Source organism: Chryseobacterium sp. CH25 (genome assembly GCF_004119455.1).
Classification (GTDB): domain Bacteria; phylum Bacteroidota; class Bacteroidia; order Flavobacteriales; family Weeksellaceae; genus Chryseobacterium.
In genome coordinates, this window is the sequence record NZ_NRQT01000002.1 from 273,928 (window position 1) to 290,912 (window position 16,985).

A 16,985-nucleotide genomic window follows, 5' to 3' on the forward strand; every position below is an offset into this window, starting at 1 on the left:
AATATGTAAAATATTGAATTATGACTAGCTAAAATTATTCCCTTAATATCTTTTCCATTTTTTTCCTTTGGCTAATTCATCTATCAGTTTATCCAGATATCGGATGTTTCTCATCAGTTCATCTTCTATTTCCTCTATGCGATATCCACAGATAACCCCTTTGATTAACGCAGCATTAGGATTCATTTTTGGAGCCTGTTCAAAAAAAGTTTTAAAATCAGTTCTCTTGTCTAGTTGTTCCTGAAGACTCTGTTCATCATAGCCGGTCAGCCAGTGAATAATTTCATGAACCTCAGATTTTGTACGTCCCTTTTTTTCTGCTTTTTGAATATAATGTGGATAAACACTGGCGAAAGCTGTGGCAAAGATTTTTGTATTCTGCATCGCTTTTTTATTTAGCTTAACCTTTTTAAAACATCTCCGAGAATAGTATTGAATTCTTCAGGTTTTTCAAGCATAGGATAATGACCAACACCTGTAATGGTTACATAATCATAATCTTTTAAATACTTTCGGTTACCTTCAAGATTGGTAGGAGAAGCATCCGAGTTAATGGCTATTACCGGAATTTGAACTTGCATAGCAATACTTTTGAAATCGGTTTCGTATAAAGGTTTCAGTGCATTGATCGCTTTTTCCGGTTCATTTTGAAGAAACTCTTTTTGTATTCTTTCTGTTACTGAAACAGGTGTTTGTTCTGCAAAAAGATATTGAGGAAGAATATTTTCTACTGCGTTTTTAAAATCAGAACGGTACATGGATAATATCTGCTCTACCTGTTCATCATTAAAAGATTCATCCAGATCTTTTAAGGTGTCTATCAAAACCAAAGCTTTTACTTTTGGAATCTTTAAAGAAGCTTCAAGAACATAAGCACCGGACATTGAATGTCCCACAAGAATTATATCCTGAGATTCTAGAGCGTTGGCTACGGCTTTTATATCGTCTGCATATTGAGAACTTGTCCAGTTCTCTCTGGAAGAATCAGATTTTCCGTGTCCGGCAAGATCTATTTGTATAACATGGTAATTGTGGTTGAAATATTTCTGTTGGTCATTCCACCACTCAGTGTTTCCAAGCCAGCCATGGACCAGAATGATTGCTGTATTTCCGTTTCCGGATTCTTTATAATGAATTTTTTGGCCATCTGAAGAGACTGTAAATTTTTCCATAGAAACTTTATTTTTTGGTGTGTAACTTTAAGCAAACTAAGGTACGAAAAGCCTTTAGAAGGTGAAATGGTTGTTTCTGGGGAGTTTATTTTACTGAACTTTGAATAAATTGATCGTGTAATCAAGTAATTTATGATCTCCATATTCGCCATGTCCCGGGACCACAATTTTTACATTGGGATATTCTTTTTTTACTTTTTCAACAGTAGCAGACCATGTTTTAACATTGGCGTCACCTAAATATCCCTTACCAGCTTCCAGTTCTTTTAACAGGCAGCCGCCAAACAGAATGTTTTCACTTGGAAAATAACCTACAGTGTTATCTTTTGTATGGCCTTCTCCGAAAAACTTTGTAATTGTTTTTTCATTACCTACTTTCAAAATCAAGGAATCGCTGAAGCTGTTTTGAGGAAGAACAAAATTATTTTCTTTGGCTAATTCAATTGTTTTAGAGTAGGAGTAGGAAGGTATATTGTGATTATGAAATGCCTGTAATCCTCCTGCGCTGTCATCATGAAAATGGGTAGGGATAACTGCATTGATTTTTGCATGCAGTGTCTTATTGACCCATTGGATAAGTTCTTCTGAACTTTTATCATTTATTGGAGTATCAAAAACAATGGTCTCATTACTGTTTTTTACAATAAGCCCATTGCAGGGAACATTTCCAAAATCATTAGTTTGTTTAAAAGAAGTATGGATAAAAGAATTCTCTGAAATCTGTGTAATGATGAGGTTTTCAGATTTATAAATCTCCTTTGCCCTGAAGTTATTTTTATGCTGAGAATTGCAGCTTAACAGGAAAAAGGAAAATAAAATAATGAATATACCTTTCATTGTTTTCATAGTTTCTTCTGATTTTCTGTAGAATAAATTACAAAATATCTGCAAACGGATGAGCTGAAAATATTCTATTTTTTCTCAACCCAATTCATAAATTCACTAAAGACGCTCATCCACATATCTTGTGGTTCTTCATTAGGATTAGATGGAACGGTCTCGAATCCATGGTCGTAGTCCGGATATATTCTGTAGGTTAGATTTTTTTTATGTTTTCTGATAAATTCAGATTTGATAATTAATGATGATTCAATAGGTACGGCCTGATCCTGGGTTCCAATTGCTGCAAAAATAGGAATGTTTATCCTTAATAAATTTTCAACAGCAGGTTCAGAAAACTCATGCCATCTTTTATAGGTATTGTCCATCCAGAATTTGTTGATATCATTTGGGTGGGCTTCTATATCCTTTAATTTTTCATAAAGAGTGTCTAGTTTCATAGCTGCGGTTTTTTCATCAATCTTTTTTTCACTGACTTCCTTTCTTATCATAAGAGCGAAATCATTGTACTGGCTGTTTCCGCTTCCAGACCAGAATCCGATATGGGTTAAATTTTTATTGACAGTTCCTAATTTTGCAACAACGTCACTTCCTTCGGAATGTCCAATAGCAATTATATTTTTAGGAGTCTCTATCTTTTTAATGAAATCATGAAGAACATTATTATACTGCCAGACCCTGTAATTCAGGGATTCATTTTCATAAAAACATTTTGATGGCTGATATTCCTTATTGGTAGTAACAAAAGGAACACATTTTTTAGCCACTACAACAAAAGCATAATCCTTTGGAAGTTTTTCCAGATCAAAAGGAACAGTAGAGACTACAGATGTTGTTTTACTGTCTTTGGTAACAGTGAACATAGGGAAAGCTCCCGATCCGTGTATAAATAAAAGAATTCCTGTTGTATTACTAATCTTTTCCCGGGAATAAACATAATAATTAATGGTGTCATTCTTTTTGATGACTGAATGGTGCTTAAAATGTTCATACGAAGTAATGTTCTGTGAAAAACTCCATTGACAAAGAAAAAAAAGAATTCCGAATAATATTTTGTTCATAGTTCTATTACTTATGGATATTAGTGTTTCACGTAAAAGTATGAATTATAGGAATTAAAAAAGTTATCCACATAAACTTATCCACGTTTGTTTTAGGATGTGGAAAACTTTATGTGGATATGTTTATTTATTTAAACAGTTGAAATATAGTTATTTGTTATCTTGTTTTTATGCTTTTTAAAAAGTTATCCACATTTTATGGATAGTGGTTAAGGGATTGTTGAAAAGTTATCCACATGTTTTACCAACATTATGGAAAACGATGAAACCCTTATAAATAAGGTTGATTCCGTGATTTTTTAATAGCCTTAAAGGTCCTATAAATTTTCTATGAATTGCTCATACCCACTTTTTTCCAAAAGATCTGTGGCATTTAAATGATAAACATCTTTCCAGGACTCCGGGCCGTTTTTTTCAACATATTTTTCAATGATCCTGAATCCCAGCCAATAATTCATTGATTTTGGAGCATCCGGGAAAAGCTTGAGTTTATCATTTCTCAGTAAAGGATTATTTCCTGAACGATCTGAAAAATAAGGCTTTAGTTTTATGAATATTTCTTTTTCATGATTGAGATACCAGCTCCAGTTCTTCTTTGACATATTTTCAACGGCTTCATATTTTTCCATTTTACGGTTAAAGAAGACATAAGTAAAATAGCAGGCAAAACCTTCATCTATTGTCTGGCTCAAGGCAGATCCGCCATTGCTGTCTGTATTTCTGAAATGTTCGTACACCAGATGATTCAGTTCATGGGGAAGAGCTTTTTCAAGAGAGTAAAGGATATCCACATCTTTATTATTAAGCTCTAAAGCAAATTGTTCTGCATTGCATCCGCCAAATGAAATTCCGGTGATGGGAGTAAAGATTAAGCTGATTTTTGCCTTAGGCTGATAAGGAACCAATTTGTTGAATTGGGCTAAGGTTTTTTGAAAATGTTTTTTAAGATCAATACTTAAAACAATATTGGCTTTTTCTTCAAGCTCCTGCTTATTCTTGTTATATAAGGATTGGTTCCAGGCAATCATTCCTTTAGGATTGTTGAACAGGTTAGCATTTTCATCCCCGAAAATCACTCCATAGCAGCTGTCCCATAATTTTTTATGTGGCAGATAGACATTTTTAACGATCCTTGCAGAATCATATTGCTTATTTTTATGAGCAAGAAGCTGATGTTTGAAGAGATTATTAATAACAATATTCTCAACTTTTACACTATCAGCTACCTTTTCTAATCTGTTATAATCAAAATTTTTATCTGTAGTAAGAGATGCGTTTCGTGTAGAGCAGGAAAGCACAATAAATACTGATAAAACCGAAATAATTTTTTTCATTGAAAGGAGGCAAATGATTATTGTATAGGGGTTAAAGCTTTTGAATTTTTTGTGATCACAACATACTGAAAATAATCCAGAGTGTGGGTGTTTTCCTGTGGAGTAAAGCTTTCTCCAAACATTCTGGATTTTACAGATATTAATTTATCTGCATGTTGATAAGGAGAATTATTAGCATTAAGTTTGAATAATGTAATGGAATTAGGTTTTGCAAAATCTTTGAAGTCATTAATTCCTTTTACCAACATGAATGGCCCATCAGCATTAATCCAGTCTATTTTTTCATCTTCTGGAGTAGGGAACTGTGGATTTTTTGGCAGATACATTTCACTGTCTAAAGGGTAGCTTACAATGCTTGATGTTTTAAAGCCTGAGTTTTTAAGTTCTTCTGCAAAAGGCATCTTATCTTTTTTTACACCATGTTGAAGGACATGATAAAACCCGAAAAGCCCATAGAATTTCTCATGCTCAATATTCTGCTTCTTCACTGCATTTTTAAAGTTGACGATCATCGAAGAATCCCTGGATATTTTACGGGAATTGTTATTGAAATCTGTATCAATCCCAATCACGGATATTTTTAAAGAATCTTTTAGGGTTTGATTATAATCATAAACGGCGTTCCACTTATCCATTAATTCCTTACTGGATTGTTGTGGAATTCTCTTTTTTACAGCCAGTACAACTTCTTTAAGCAAGTTTTGATCTTTTGTATTTCCATGAAGAAACAGATTCAGTTTATGGGAATTGGTGCTGTCCATTTCAGCAATATAATATTTAACACCTGATTTCTGGTTTAAAAATTTCAGTAAATCAAGATCCAGCTTTTGGTTGTCTGCATATCCATGAATTTCTCCCAAAAGAATAACCTGAGAATTGTAGAAATGATTATCAAATAATTTACCGTCTATTTTATCATTTATTTGAGTATGGTTGTTTTTCAGATAATCTGTGAATTCGGAATCTTTTCCGCCAATAAAAATTCTGTTACTTACAAACGCATACAGAATAGAAATTAAAATGACAGCCAATACGGTAAGTACAGCGTATTTGAAGAATTTGAGAATTTTTTTCATGGTTTATTTTTGAACTAAAATATTATAAAAAAAGAATAGTAAGAAATTTTATAAGCTCAATGGTTGAATTTTCTTTCTGAATGGTAATCCGGAGAGCTCAATTGATAAAAAAGTTATTGTCTAAATTTGATTTTTAACAGGCATGACAATATATGAGCTCAAAGATTTGGCTCATTCTATTAATTTTTTAAAGTTCAAAAAGTTATTCTTTGTCCTTGTAAATATTCCAGAAGTTGAAATCTGTCATAGGAGCATCTGTGATTCCTATATTACGGCCCATTGTTACGATTTGTCCTCTGTGATAAGTTCCGTGAAGAATAGCATGTTGGATATATTCATATTTTGAAAAGTCACATTGAAACCATTGGGATTCTATTTTTACATTTTTTATTAGGTCTTCTTCAGATAAGCTTTCTACGTAATCCACCAGTTTTTGTGAATTACTTTTTATATTCCTGAAAACTTCTTCTTTACTGGATTCAGCGGTAGTTTTAGCAAAATCAAAATCGTTGTTTTCGGAAATATGACTCCACCAGTATTCCTGAGTCTGCCAGATGTGATGCAGTGTTTTTAAGATAGTTGGAAAGCTTGAAATGGTCTCCTGATTAAGCTGTTCATCAGATTTTGTGGATAGCCAGTCAATGTATTTATTGACTACCCAATTGTTGTACTCAGCGGTTTTAGTGATTAATGTTTTTAAGCTCATGATATTTATATTTTGTGGTTTTAAAAATGAGTGTCAAAGCCCAAAATGACGGTCATGATTAGAGTTCTCAGGATTAATGAGGGCTTTGTTGGTATAAGTAGCTGCTTCAAATTCATAGATATTTACCGATAGAAATGAAATATCAGGAAGTAGTTCTGTAAGCCGTGTGCTTATTTGTTTTGAAAGATCTGCTTTTTGTTCTGTACTGCGTCCTTGCATAATGTATCCGAAGACGTGCAGGAAGTTCTTTTTGCCTTCTCCTAATCGATAATAGTGATAAGGTTGCAGTCTTACTTTAATATCATTCACAGCAAACAGGTTTGTTGATTGAGCCACATGATATACTGCATCCATGATTTCATCCGGAGTTCTTTGTTGGAGAATATCCTGTGAGCATTCTATGATGAAATGTGGCATAAATGTTTTGTGATATGATTTTTGTTATGTAAAAATAAGAAAAATATGAATCCATTTTTCAAATAAAAAACCGCTCGGAAATGGAGCGGTTTTGGGGTTGTATATTTTACAGAACAGTTTTTTTTATACTATACTGAGGTTTTACAGGATCAGACATATCCAATACAATATCATACTGACCCTCTTCTGCTATCGGAAAATCATAGGCATTAAGAGCAATGGTTTTTCCGTCGTTGTTTAGGCCAAGGTTATATCCCCAATCATTATCAAGTCTGAATTTCAGATTGCCTTTTTTCAGATGAAAGTTTTTGAGGAAATAAAGATTTTGATTCTTGGGATCTACTAACAATGGAGTGTCTTTACCATCCCAGCCACCTGGCGTTGCATTTCCAATGATTCCCCATAGATAATTAGAAGCTTTTCTTGTCCCTGTTTTTACACTTCCATCACGGAACTTAACGGCCAATGAATTTATTTTTCCTGATTCATCCGGTTTAAAAGTAAATGTGAAATTATCATCCAATTGGAATGAAGTATTAGTGATAGGAAACAGAGAGCAGATAGGAAATCCTTTTTCTCTGAAAAGAACTTGCCCGTCTACGACTGTTACATAGAAATCGGTAGTTCCTGTAGAGTAAACTCCTTCCAGTTCTTTTAATTGCTGTGAATTAATTTTGGCTGGTGTCGGGATATTATAAGGTTTGTTGTATAGTATGTTTTCAATCTTTGGAATAATAGTATCAGTATGTGATAAATCAGAATTTGAGATCACAATAATACAAATATCATCTTCCAATATTCTGTAGTATCTGCTTCTATAGCCTGGCCCGCCACCGTCATGACCAATTCTGTTTTTACCATCTTTGAGTAGGCGATCAGTGCCCAATCCATAATGGTCATTAAGGTAAGGAGTAAACATTTTTTCAATGGTTTCCTTTTTAAGAATGGTATTGGTTTTAAAAGATTCGTTGAACTTGAAAAGGTCTTCCACAGTAGAATACATGGCTCCGGCAGCAAAAGGATGATCGGTTTTAAAACGTAAAGCTTCGTTGGAATTATTAGGTGATAAAAATTCATATCCGAAGGCTTTGTTTTCATCAGTAACCATATTAAAATGAAAGCCGGTATGATTCATTTGCAGAGGCTTCAGAATATAATTTTCAATTACCTTTTCATAGCCTGATCCGGTTACTTTTCTGATGATATACCCAAGAATATAATATCCGGAATTTGAATAATCCCATTTTTTGCCTGGTGAAAAGTCTAGCGGCTTTGAAGCAATGAATTTCATAAACGTTTCTTCATCTACAGTATTTTCTGAGGCTGTATCATTGGGGATTCCTGAGGTATGAGAAAGAAGATTAGCAATGGTGATACTATCTCCTTTTGGAAAGTTAGGGTAGTATTTGGAAAGTTTATCATTGATAGATAATTTTCCTTCTTCTTCCAGTTTCAGAATTACTGTGGCTGTGAACATTTTTGTGGTGGAGAAAATCCGGTAAAGACTGTTATTGGTGTTCTTTTCTTTTTTAGGGCCGTTTCTGTAGCCATAACTTTTCTCAAAAATAATTTTTCCTTTTTCAGCGACAAGAACAGTACCACTGAATTGATCTGCTTGGTCATAAGCTGCTAATAATTGTTCCAGCTGTTTTATTTTTTGTGAAAAAACAGGATTAGCTGCCAAAATTACCAGAAGGCAGGTTAGAATGATTCTCATGTATCTTTTATTATAAGACAGCTGTAAAGTAGTTTGTATTACATTTTGCTTGTATTTAAACTTATTATTTTAAACATTATTCTGATACCATACTTTTTTTATCCTTTCAGTTACTTCATCTGCTTTCTCTTTTGTAATCCAGTCAATAATTCTTTTTTCACCATTATTATTTATAAATACAACAGAGTAAGTAGCATCTACCCATGAGAAATGATAGCGGGTACCGAATTGATACTTTTCTATTTTAAAATCTATTGTCTGAATATCTTTAATTTCCTGTTTCAGGAATATTTTTGAACCAACAAATAATTTGTTTTTATATTTTATTGTAATGGTTTCTTGTTCAACAATGAGAAGTGTTTTTCCAAAGGTATTCCAGAGCCAGAAATATAAAAAAAGAGTGAAAAATGCTACAAAAGGAATTACATTGATGAGATAGTTGATTACAGACAGAAAATAAGTTTCTTTAACAGATACCAAAGGGATTAAAATAATAATAATAAAAAGAAATACTATTAAAGCTAAGCTTGTAATAAAGGTCACCAACCAGTTAATTCTATTTTTTACTTTAATTATGGTACACATTTTTAGATTTTTTGACTAATATTTCTTATATTATTGAATATTTTTTCGTTGGTAAAGCAACGTTTTTTTAGCACCAGCATTATTTCTAATAGTTGGAGAATCGTATTTCCAACTCGGAAGATGCTTAATAAGTTGATCTATCAATTTATCTATTCCAGGGGTATTTTCATAAGTAAATTCATAGCTGTTCTCATCGGTAATGATTTCTATTCCGGTTTGTCTGGCAGTGTTTAATATCGGAATACTGAATGAATATACCGTGATAATTTGATTCCATTCTATCCATTCAATGGTTCTTTCCTGTTTTACATAAAATCCATTATTGATGTATTGAAAAATACCGTCATCAGCATAGCGCTGGTTCATTTCTTTTTCAACAGATTCATAATTTTCTTTGTCGTTCGAGGTATAAATTTTCGCTACTGAAAAACAAAGAATAGCAAAACACAAAAAAATAATGAAATAGGAAATTGTTTCACTGTCAAAGACCGGATAATAAATGTAAACTAATGCTACAATAATAAGATCTGTTATGATTACTTTTTTCATCAATAATAGTTTTTCTCGTACATCGCTAAATATAAAGACTGTTATATCTTTTCAAAATATTTCCCTTTAAACTGATACCGTATCTTTTTAACTGTGATCTTAGAATCTGCCTGTATTAAAGGAATACTGATGATTTTATTTTTCGGATCGTATTCAATTTCATAATCTCTTCCTTCATATTGTCTGTTGGTAGAAGCAGTAAGGTCTACTTCATAACTCAACTGGTTTTTTATTCCGCTTTGGGTTTTTATTAATTGAGCTTTATCATTCAGCTTTCCGTTATCAATAGAAAAAACTTTGATGGCATGGTAGCTCATTCCTGAGCTCAGGATCGCTTTACTTTGAGCAAGGTAATATTTTTTGTTTTCAGAAATGATATCATTGACCTGGGTATAATAGTTGCCAGGATCACCTTCACCCTGGCTCTCTACAGTTTTAGAATATATTTTTTTATCTACCTCATACTGGAAGACATTCTTAAAAAAATGCATGCTTCCGCCTGTCCAGGTATCCCATGAATAAATTCTGAATTTACCATCTTCGGAAGTTGCAATAATTAACCCGATTTTCTCTAAAGATTTGAAAGGATGGCTTATGGTTTGGGAATGTGAAGACGTATATTGAACTAATAATTTTTCAAATTTGGTATTGGCTGTCGCAAGTGAATCATAAGAATTTTCGTTATTTCTACCCTCAGAAGACCAGTAATCAATCTTTTGAAAGGCTTTACTCAGTTGTTTCTCAATAGTTGATATATTCTGTCCGAACAAAAAATGAGCGGTGAGTACAAATAAAAATCCAAGTATATTTTTTGTTTTCATGGTATGGTCTAAATATTCGAAATTTAATCTGTTATTTTCTGCATTTTAACTGAAATACATTTCCCTCAGGATCTATACCGTCACATAACCAGAAATCATAGTTTTCAAAGGTTTTAATAGCTCTCATCTCTACTTTTTTGTGAGCAGTTCATTTCTTGTTGATTCAATATCCGTATCCACTTCAAAAACAAGTTTGGTATTGTTGTCAAATTGGTAACCTGTTTCTATTTTTTCAAGATATTGATCTCCGATTTTATGGAGTCCGATATTAACTGCTCCGGCGTTCATTAAAACCCAAACAGAATCTTCCTCAATCACTTTTAAGTTAAAGTTTTCAACATAAAAGTTCTTAAGCAAATTGGTATTTTGTGCATAAAGAATGATGGAATCCAGTTTTATATTCATGTTGACAAAAAGTTTTTTAGTTATGCTGCTTGCTGTCATTGTATTGCCAAAGAACATTGACTATTTTCCATGATCCATTGAGCTTAACAAGATGCATATAATCTATCCATTCATCTGCCAGTAATTTTACAGAAGCTGCTTTATCAGAAATATCGAGCAGTTTTATTTCTTTTTTAGGAGAAGCAGGAAATTTATCACCATTTTTATTATAGCTTTCGGCCAGTAAAACCATAGATTCTGTATTGGTTTCACGGAGATATTCTTTGCCTGTAGCTTTGTCTTTCCAAAAGGTGCGTTTTACCATGCGGGGATGCAAGGCACGTTCCATTCTGCTTGGGGAAGGAGAATGCTGTGATTCTATATAATCAAGAGCCGCCTGTTTAATATTCAGGGTGTCCTGTTTTGTTTGAGCCGGTATCCAATGAATGAGTAAGAAAAGCAGAAAAAAAGACATGTAATGTTTCATATTCAATTGTAGTTTATGGATGGTAAATAAGTTGAACAACACCGGATTTAAAAACATTGGTTTCAACAAGTTTTAAATTTAATCTTTCTTTCAGATCTTCAAAAAGAGGTTTTCCCTTTCCCAAAGCAACAGGGTGTACAGATATCCTGTATACATCAATTAAGTTGTTTTGAATAAAAGTTTTGATGAGACTTGCACCGCCATACAGCCAAATGTCTTTTCCACCTTGTTTTTTTATTTCTGAAACTTTTTCCACAAAATCAGAATGAATAAATGTTGCCCTTTCGTCTTCGCGATTTTGGCTTGAAAACACAAATTTTTTCTTTGCATGAATGGTTCTCCAGAATTCCAGTTCTTCCGGAGCTGTGTTTTCATCAGGCTGATAATTTCCCCATGCATCATAGCTTACTCTTCCGTAGAAAATAGTATCTATTCCAGAGATAAATCCATCAAAATTCATATCATCATCCATGATGCACCAGTCGATTTCTCCGTTCGGTCCTTCAATAAATCCGTCTAAGGTTGTGGCCAGGTCCAATATGATTTTTTTCATGTTTAGTAGTGAATGATAAGGTGAATTTGTTTTTTAATTGGGGAGAAAGGTAAGTATATTTTACCTGTTGGAAATGATTTATTTGATGAAAAATTATTTCTATTTTAATTCTGTAATGCCTATCATTACTCCAAAATTGCCATCGGTCTGAATCCAGTTTTTTGCCGGAAGATACGTTCTGGATACAAATCCATCCAGATATAAAGCATTTTTACAACCTTTTTCTTTAAAAAGCAGAGCAAGACTATAAAAATTTACTTCCTTCTTAGACATTGCAAAAATAATTTCACCATTTTCCAGAATACCCACTCCATTTCTGATATTCAGGTTTTTAGAATCTTTTTGGAAGATGGAGTTTATTTTTCCATTGATTAATAGCATCGGACCGGATTGGGTAGCATATTTTATGGCTGTATTTTGTTTGTATTGTTTGGTTTCAATAATCCCGGGCTGATTGTTTTGGGTGATATAAAATATTCCATTGGGCTGAAGATAGAAATTTCCGGACCCTTGTAATGTATCTATAGATTTCAGTGTTTTAAAGTTTTCAATATAAAGTCCTTTTGGACTGTTATCAGCTTCAAACATTCCGCCGTTCATGGCGAAAATTAGTTTTTCATTTCTGGATTCTACATCATTTTTCAGATTACTGATGCTTTTCAGGATCTCATTTTGATTGTTTTTCCAATATAGCTTTACATTTTGCTTTTTAAGATCCGCCTGATAGAGGACAAAGTTATTTTCATCCTTTATTTTTTCTGTACAGGAGATGAAAAAAGAAGTAGGGCGGAAAGCAAATAATAATACTTTATTGGCATTAGGTAAAGTGTTTATAACATCCTCTAATTATGCTAAGTACAATAAGATTAATTTTTGTAGAGGTGTTGCTATTTATTTTTTTTCATACTTTTTAAAAAGATCTTTATCATAAGGAATATACATTGATAACCCTTTTGCTCCCCATTCTCCACCTTCATAGGTTTGATAGAAATCATAGGAATTGTCCAGGAAGTTTTCTCCATCAGGTGCTTCCTGCCAATCTTTTTTCTCCCTGTTGTACAATAAGATCATACAGCTTACACAGCTGTAGTTTTCCTCTTTATTCGGATTTTCATAACATTTCCCGATTTTGACACTCAGCTTTTGATTGATGATAACATCTGTTAAGCGTCTATCGGTTAGTTTAATCAGTGCGATTTGAGCATCTTCATCATCCGGACCTTTTTTTGCCGGAACTAAATTTTCAAAATGAGCATTCTCAATTTTTTTTAATTCTTCTTTTTTAGCACTTTCAGTGAGTAAATCAATATTGTAAGGATGAAAATCTTTTACAGGTACTGCTGCAACAGTAGTTTGAGAAGATCCCACTGGGTTTTCTGCCAATATTTTCTGATTGGTTTCATAATTATTCCAGTCTTCATCATTATAGGTTACATATTGCTGAATTTTATAAAGAAGGCTTTCTCTTTCATTAACCTGTATAAAGTTGCTGGCGATGAGAAATAATACAAGGATTCCCAGTGTAATTCCTATAAATTTAAATGCTTTTTTCATGTTTTTTTATTAATTTTTATCATCAGTTTGTTTACTGAAGCTGTAGTCTGATCCAGTTCATGATAAAGAGAAAAACCAGTATTCCTGTAATATAAAACTGAACTTTATTGACTTTTCTTGCTCCAAATTTCCAAACGCAGATTCTATCTATAATGATGATGAGAACAACTGGAATTAATCCCAGTAAGATATACATTCCTGCCAAACCATCTGCTGCAGAAACACTGGTGAATGCCGTATAGGAAAAGAATAAACCGATAAGAAGAGATAATATTCCTACGATGAGAAATAAGGTGAGTTTACGGATAGGTTTATTTGATGATTCCATGGTTAGTGTTATTAAATTCTATTGTAAAATTAAGGCTTTTGATTATAGGCATAGAGTATTGCTGTTTTAAGAACCTCAATATTGATGTCTTTCAGGGCTTTAAATTTAATACAGTATCCGGTTACGCTTGCTTTTCCTATTTCTGCTCCAAATGTTCGGGCTAAATAGGTTTTATCATCTATTCCCATAATATAAACAGATATTCCGGTTGTATTGGCACTCATCCCGATCTGATAGAATTCTTTCGTTTTACCATCTGTGTATTGAATGGTGTGGATTCCATATCCTATATTGGGATTGGAAACGGTTTTGCCTTCATCATTTTTGCCGTCCAGAAACCATAATTTACTATCTGGCATAAGTTCCAGTATGAGATGGTGAAGTTCCTGCATATCGCTACGTTTGGATCCTGGCTGGCTGTTGATGTATTCTGAGATTTGTTGTTGAATGGTCATATCAATGAGCGTTTATTCTAACAAATTATTAGAGTACAGGTAATCAAAAATCAATTGATCTACTTCTGATATTTTATCTTTATTAGAGTAATTCAGCCACTTTATTTCTTCAATTTCAGAACTGGCTTTTAATTCTCCGGAGTATTGGCCCGTATAACAGGTCATTTTTACAATAATACCTTCCGCATGTCCGTGTGCCTGAGCTTCAAACGTTCCGATATAATTTAGGGTATTGCTGTCAACGGTAACATTCAGTTCTTCTTCTATTTCACGGATTAAGGCCTGTTCATCGGTTTCACCAGCTTCTCTTTTACCTCCCGGAATATAGTATTTATCTTTACCAAAACTTTTAGTGGAGAGAATAGATTTATCTTTTAATTCTATCCAGGCCAGTTTATCAATGATTTTCGGTTGTGTAGCCTGTTTGTCATTGGGAGATTTATTCTGATCTAATTCAGTAGTATAGTTTTTAGTATTCATGTCTATTTAATTGATTTTTTTAGATAACGCATTATTAATCTTACCCTGTTAGTTGTTTCTTCATTAAAAGAATTTGTAAAGATAATATAAGCAAAACCATCAGGCCATATTGCATTATTTTGAATATACAGTTTTAAAGAATGTATATTCAATAAAATTAATAGTCTGCTAATATGAGTAAATTGGTTTCCATATTGGTATCCTGTGGAACCACAATGGATACTCCGTACTTATTCTGAGCAACTTTTAAAGCATCGGTATTTAAGTATGGACTAACTTTTTTAAAGCATTGTTCTTCGGTAGTGCCTTTGCCACAAAATATTCCATAAAAGTCAACTTCAGTTTCAACTTCTAAAGGTAAATTATCAGAAAAAAATTCTCCTGCATATATATCACAGATGGCTTTAATTTTTACAATGATTTTCTCTTTCAGTGCTTTAAATTCAATTTTGGCATTATATACTTCATTATGTTCATAAACATAAAATAAAGCATGAGGTTCCTGTTCGTCTTCCGGATAATCTTTCCACTCAATTGTTCTTCCGGCAATATCCTGCCATCTTTCTATTTCATTAGGATTGATCTTTAATAAAATTTCCGAATTGAAAAATAATGCATCGTCTGGAAAAAATAGGTCTGAAGTATCATCATTTTCATTATCCGGCATTTTATCAGTACCTGTAGCTTTAATCTGCAGCCCGAAAACCAACTGATGATCAGAATTTACAAAAGCATCCAAATAAGCATATTGAATATTAAATAATTTGTCTTTGATTTTGAACATTTAGTTTAAATAAATTGTGATTGTAACTCTTTTTTATTTTTTCAAAATAGCAGTAATAGCATCAGAAATTTCAAATAATTTTCCGTTATAATTATTTCCCAACAAAATAATAGTAAGATTTTCATTCAGATCAGAGACCAAAAGAGCTTCATAGTTTCCGGCTCTTCCATCGTGAGCGTGGGCAACTAATTTTTTGTTGTTAAATTGAGCTTCTCCCAAAGAGGATTGAGTTTCCGGCAGATTGTAGTGTTGTCCTAATTCAAACAGTGAATTTTCATTGATTAATTTTTTTGAATAAAGACAATTCACGAATTTCAGTAAATCCGTTGTAGTTAAGAAAGTTCCGCCCACCAAAAAATCTGGCTTATCTTCTTTTAATTGGTTATTAAACCCTTTTGCAATAAACTTTTCATCAACAATAGGTGTAATTTCAGACGAGTTCATTTTACATGGGTTGAAAATATTTTTGCTTACATAATTTTTGTAAGTCATTCCAGTAATTTTTTCAACAATAAACTGCCTTAAGAAAACATTGTTCATGTTGTAATTATATTGAGTTCCCGAAACAAAATCAAGTTTGTTTATTAATTTTAAATCATCAAAAACATCATGATTACTTTTAATTTTTTTCCAGTTTACATTGGGTAATCCACTTGTGTACTGTAATATATCTTTTATAGTCACTTCATGAGCCCATTGAGGCAATTCCGGAATATATTTGGAGATATGATCTTCTATTTTCAGTTTACCCTGTTCCTGTAACTGCAGCAATGCTATGCCACTAAATTCTTTGGTAATGGAACCAATATTAAATCTGTAATCAGGAGTTAGCTTATTTGTTTTTGTAGCATCCGCAAATCCAAAGGAACTGTTGTAAATAATCTTATTATTTTTTGATACTAAAATATTTCCATTAAAAACTCCAGCTTGATTTGCTGATTGCAGTAAAGAATCTATTTGAGCAACTTTTTTTGTCTGGGCAAATGTGTAATGAGTTAAGAGTAGGAGCGTAGCAAAAAATAAGAAGAGTTTTTTATAATACTGCATGTTTAGTTATATTGTGTGGATATAATATTGTGAAATTTTTACGAAATCCAGGATTTCTCTACTTTTAAAATTATCCACTTATTATTTGCTTTTTTTATATGAACAGTGTATCCAAGTCCGCATAATGGACCACAATAATAGGCTGCTTCAAAAATTCCATTTTCTTTTGCCTCATCGAAATAAATTTTAGAGAAGCTTAAGCCACCGGAAAATTTAGGATATTTATTTTTCCATTCAGTTAGTTCTCCTGTAAGAGGGAGTTCATTCCTGTTTTTAAAAGTGTACTGTAAAGAGTTGTATTTTTCTAATGTAAAACTCCACACAGAATCATTGGCCAGTTTATATTTTAGGTTGCTGTCTTCTAAAAAATCATCAGGGGCTATATAATTTTGAGTATTAAACGCAACAATTCGGTGTAATGTATCTTTCTTAATTGAGTCCAACTGTTTTTCTGAATATTGAAATCCTGTGTAAGTTCGCAGATCAACCAACGTAGAATCCACTGCTGACAGGAAAACATCATCAAATACTTTTTTCTCAAAGTCAACAGTATTATTATCCTTTTTATGACAGGAAATTAGGGAGATACTGGTTACAAGAATAGCAATATGTAATTTCTTCATGGCTAGTACAAA

22 protein-coding genes and 1 pseudogene are annotated in these 16,985 nt (G+C 32.7%); all 23 read right to left on the reverse strand.

The genetic code is table 11. The features are described from left to right. Positions 1 to 34: 34 nt before the first annotated feature. The 23 genes and pseudogenes from BOQ64_RS06655 to BOQ64_RS06765 all read right to left on the reverse strand — a co-directional run bounded on the left by BOQ64_RS06655 (position 35) and on the right by BOQ64_RS06765 (position 16,973). Positions 35 to 384: pseudogene (locus BOQ64_RS06655) on the reverse strand (DUF2200 domain-containing protein). An 11-nt stretch (positions 385 to 395) separates the two neighbouring features. Continuing rightward, positions 396 to 1,172: an alpha/beta fold hydrolase gene (locus tag BOQ64_RS06660; protein ID WP_129054390.1), complete on the reverse strand. Its 777-nt coding sequence runs from the start codon at positions 1,170 to 1,172 to the stop codon at positions 396 to 398. A 90-nt stretch (positions 1,173 to 1,262) separates the two neighbouring features. Further along, on the reverse strand, positions 1,263 to 2,009 hold the full coding sequence (gene blaCHM, locus BOQ64_RS06665) for a CHM family subclass B1 metallo-beta-lactamase (RefSeq protein WP_228448243.1): 747 nt from the start codon (positions 2,007 to 2,009) through the stop codon (positions 1,263 to 1,265). Positions 2,010 to 2,083: 74 nt separating this feature from the next. Then, a complete protein-coding gene (locus BOQ64_RS06670) occupies positions 2,084 to 3,073 on the reverse strand; it encodes a dienelactone hydrolase family protein (RefSeq protein ID WP_129054394.1) in 990 nt (329 codons plus the stop codon). Between the two features lie 317 nt (positions 3,074 to 3,390). Further along, positions 3,391 to 4,407 carry a DUF2268 domain-containing putative Zn-dependent protease gene (locus BOQ64_RS06675; RefSeq protein WP_129054396.1) on the reverse strand — a complete coding sequence of 339 codons (1,017 nt, stop codon included), beginning with the start codon at positions 4,405 to 4,407 and terminating at the stop codon, positions 3,391 to 3,393. Positions 4,408 to 4,424: 17 nt separating this feature from the next. After that, entirely contained in the window at positions 4,425 to 5,483 is a 1,059-nt protein-coding gene (locus BOQ64_RS06680) for a hypothetical protein (RefSeq protein ID WP_129059667.1), read from the reverse strand. 202 nt (positions 5,484 to 5,685) lie between these two features. Next, positions 5,686 to 6,189 (reverse strand): DinB family protein, encoded by a 504-nt coding sequence (locus BOQ64_RS06685; RefSeq protein ID WP_129054398.1) that lies wholly within the window; start codon positions 6,187 to 6,189, stop codon positions 5,686 to 5,688. 33 nt (positions 6,190 to 6,222) lie between these two features. Then, the gene (locus BOQ64_RS06690; RefSeq protein ID WP_129054400.1) at positions 6,223 to 6,606 is read right to left on the reverse strand and encodes a 5-carboxymethyl-2-hydroxymuconate Delta-isomerase; all 384 of its coding nucleotides are present in this window, start codon (positions 6,604 to 6,606) and stop codon (positions 6,223 to 6,225) included. Between the two features lie 106 nt (positions 6,607 to 6,712). Next, the gene (locus BOQ64_RS06695) at positions 6,713 to 8,323 is read right to left on the reverse strand and encodes a serine hydrolase (RefSeq protein WP_129054402.1); all 1,611 of its coding nucleotides are present in this window, start codon (positions 8,321 to 8,323) and stop codon (positions 6,713 to 6,715) included. Between the two features lie 69 nt (positions 8,324 to 8,392). Next, positions 8,393 to 8,908 carry a hypothetical protein gene (locus BOQ64_RS06700; protein ID WP_129054404.1) on the reverse strand — a complete coding sequence of 172 codons (516 nt, stop codon included), beginning with the start codon at positions 8,906 to 8,908 and terminating at the stop codon, positions 8,393 to 8,395. Positions 8,909 to 8,938: 30 nt separating this feature from the next. Further along, positions 8,939 to 9,457, reverse strand: coding sequence for a hypothetical protein (locus tag BOQ64_RS06705; RefSeq protein WP_129054406.1), 519 nt, complete (start codon positions 9,455 to 9,457; stop codon positions 8,939 to 8,941). Between the two features lie 41 nt (positions 9,458 to 9,498). Beyond that, positions 9,499 to 10,278, reverse strand: a complete 780-nt coding sequence (locus tag BOQ64_RS06710) for a hypothetical protein (RefSeq protein WP_129054408.1) — start codon at positions 10,276 to 10,278, stop codon at positions 9,499 to 9,501. Positions 10,279 to 10,407: 129 nt separating this feature from the next. Then, on the reverse strand, positions 10,408 to 10,683 hold the full coding sequence (locus BOQ64_RS06715; RefSeq protein ID WP_129054410.1) for a hypothetical protein: 276 nt from the start codon (positions 10,681 to 10,683) through the stop codon (positions 10,408 to 10,410). 16 nt (positions 10,684 to 10,699) lie between these two features. Next, a complete protein-coding gene (locus BOQ64_RS06720; protein WP_129054412.1) occupies positions 10,700 to 11,149 on the reverse strand; it encodes a nuclear transport factor 2 family protein in 450 nt (149 codons plus the stop codon). Between the two features lie 13 nt (positions 11,150 to 11,162). After that, on the reverse strand, positions 11,163 to 11,702 hold the full coding sequence (locus BOQ64_RS06725) for a dihydrofolate reductase family protein (protein ID WP_129054414.1): 540 nt from the start codon (positions 11,700 to 11,702) through the stop codon (positions 11,163 to 11,165). Between the two features lie 99 nt (positions 11,703 to 11,801). Beyond that, entirely contained in the window at positions 11,802 to 12,536 is a 735-nt protein-coding gene (locus BOQ64_RS06730; RefSeq protein WP_317127573.1) for a phosphodiester glycosidase family protein, read from the reverse strand. 57 nt (positions 12,537 to 12,593) lie between these two features. After that, the gene (locus tag BOQ64_RS06735) at positions 12,594 to 13,256 is read right to left on the reverse strand and encodes a hypothetical protein (protein ID WP_129054417.1); all 663 of its coding nucleotides are present in this window, start codon (positions 13,254 to 13,256) and stop codon (positions 12,594 to 12,596) included. 31 nt (positions 13,257 to 13,287) lie between these two features. Further along, positions 13,288 to 13,584 carry a hypothetical protein gene (locus BOQ64_RS06740; protein ID WP_129054419.1) on the reverse strand — a complete coding sequence of 99 codons (297 nt, stop codon included), beginning with the start codon at positions 13,582 to 13,584 and terminating at the stop codon, positions 13,288 to 13,290. A 29-nt stretch (positions 13,585 to 13,613) separates the two neighbouring features. Then, positions 13,614 to 14,039 carry a DUF1801 domain-containing protein gene (locus BOQ64_RS06745; protein ID WP_129054421.1) on the reverse strand — a complete coding sequence of 142 codons (426 nt, stop codon included), beginning with the start codon at positions 14,037 to 14,039 and terminating at the stop codon, positions 13,614 to 13,616. Between the two features lie 12 nt (positions 14,040 to 14,051). Beyond that, positions 14,052 to 14,519 (reverse strand): NUDIX hydrolase, encoded by a 468-nt coding sequence (locus BOQ64_RS06750; protein ID WP_129054423.1) that lies wholly within the window; start codon positions 14,517 to 14,519, stop codon positions 14,052 to 14,054. Positions 14,520 to 14,676: 157 nt separating this feature from the next. Further along, on the reverse strand, positions 14,677 to 15,303 hold the full coding sequence (locus tag BOQ64_RS06755; protein ID WP_129054425.1) for a hypothetical protein: 627 nt from the start codon (positions 15,301 to 15,303) through the stop codon (positions 14,677 to 14,679). Positions 15,304 to 15,336: 33 nt separating this feature from the next. Then, positions 15,337 to 16,350 (reverse strand): serine hydrolase domain-containing protein, encoded by a 1,014-nt coding sequence (locus BOQ64_RS06760; RefSeq protein ID WP_129054427.1) that lies wholly within the window; start codon positions 16,348 to 16,350, stop codon positions 15,337 to 15,339. A gap of 38 nt (positions 16,351 to 16,388) precedes the next feature. After that, positions 16,389 to 16,973, reverse strand: a complete 585-nt coding sequence (locus BOQ64_RS06765) for a hypothetical protein (protein ID WP_129054429.1) — start codon at positions 16,971 to 16,973, stop codon at positions 16,389 to 16,391. Positions 16,974 to 16,985 lie beyond the last annotated feature (12 nt).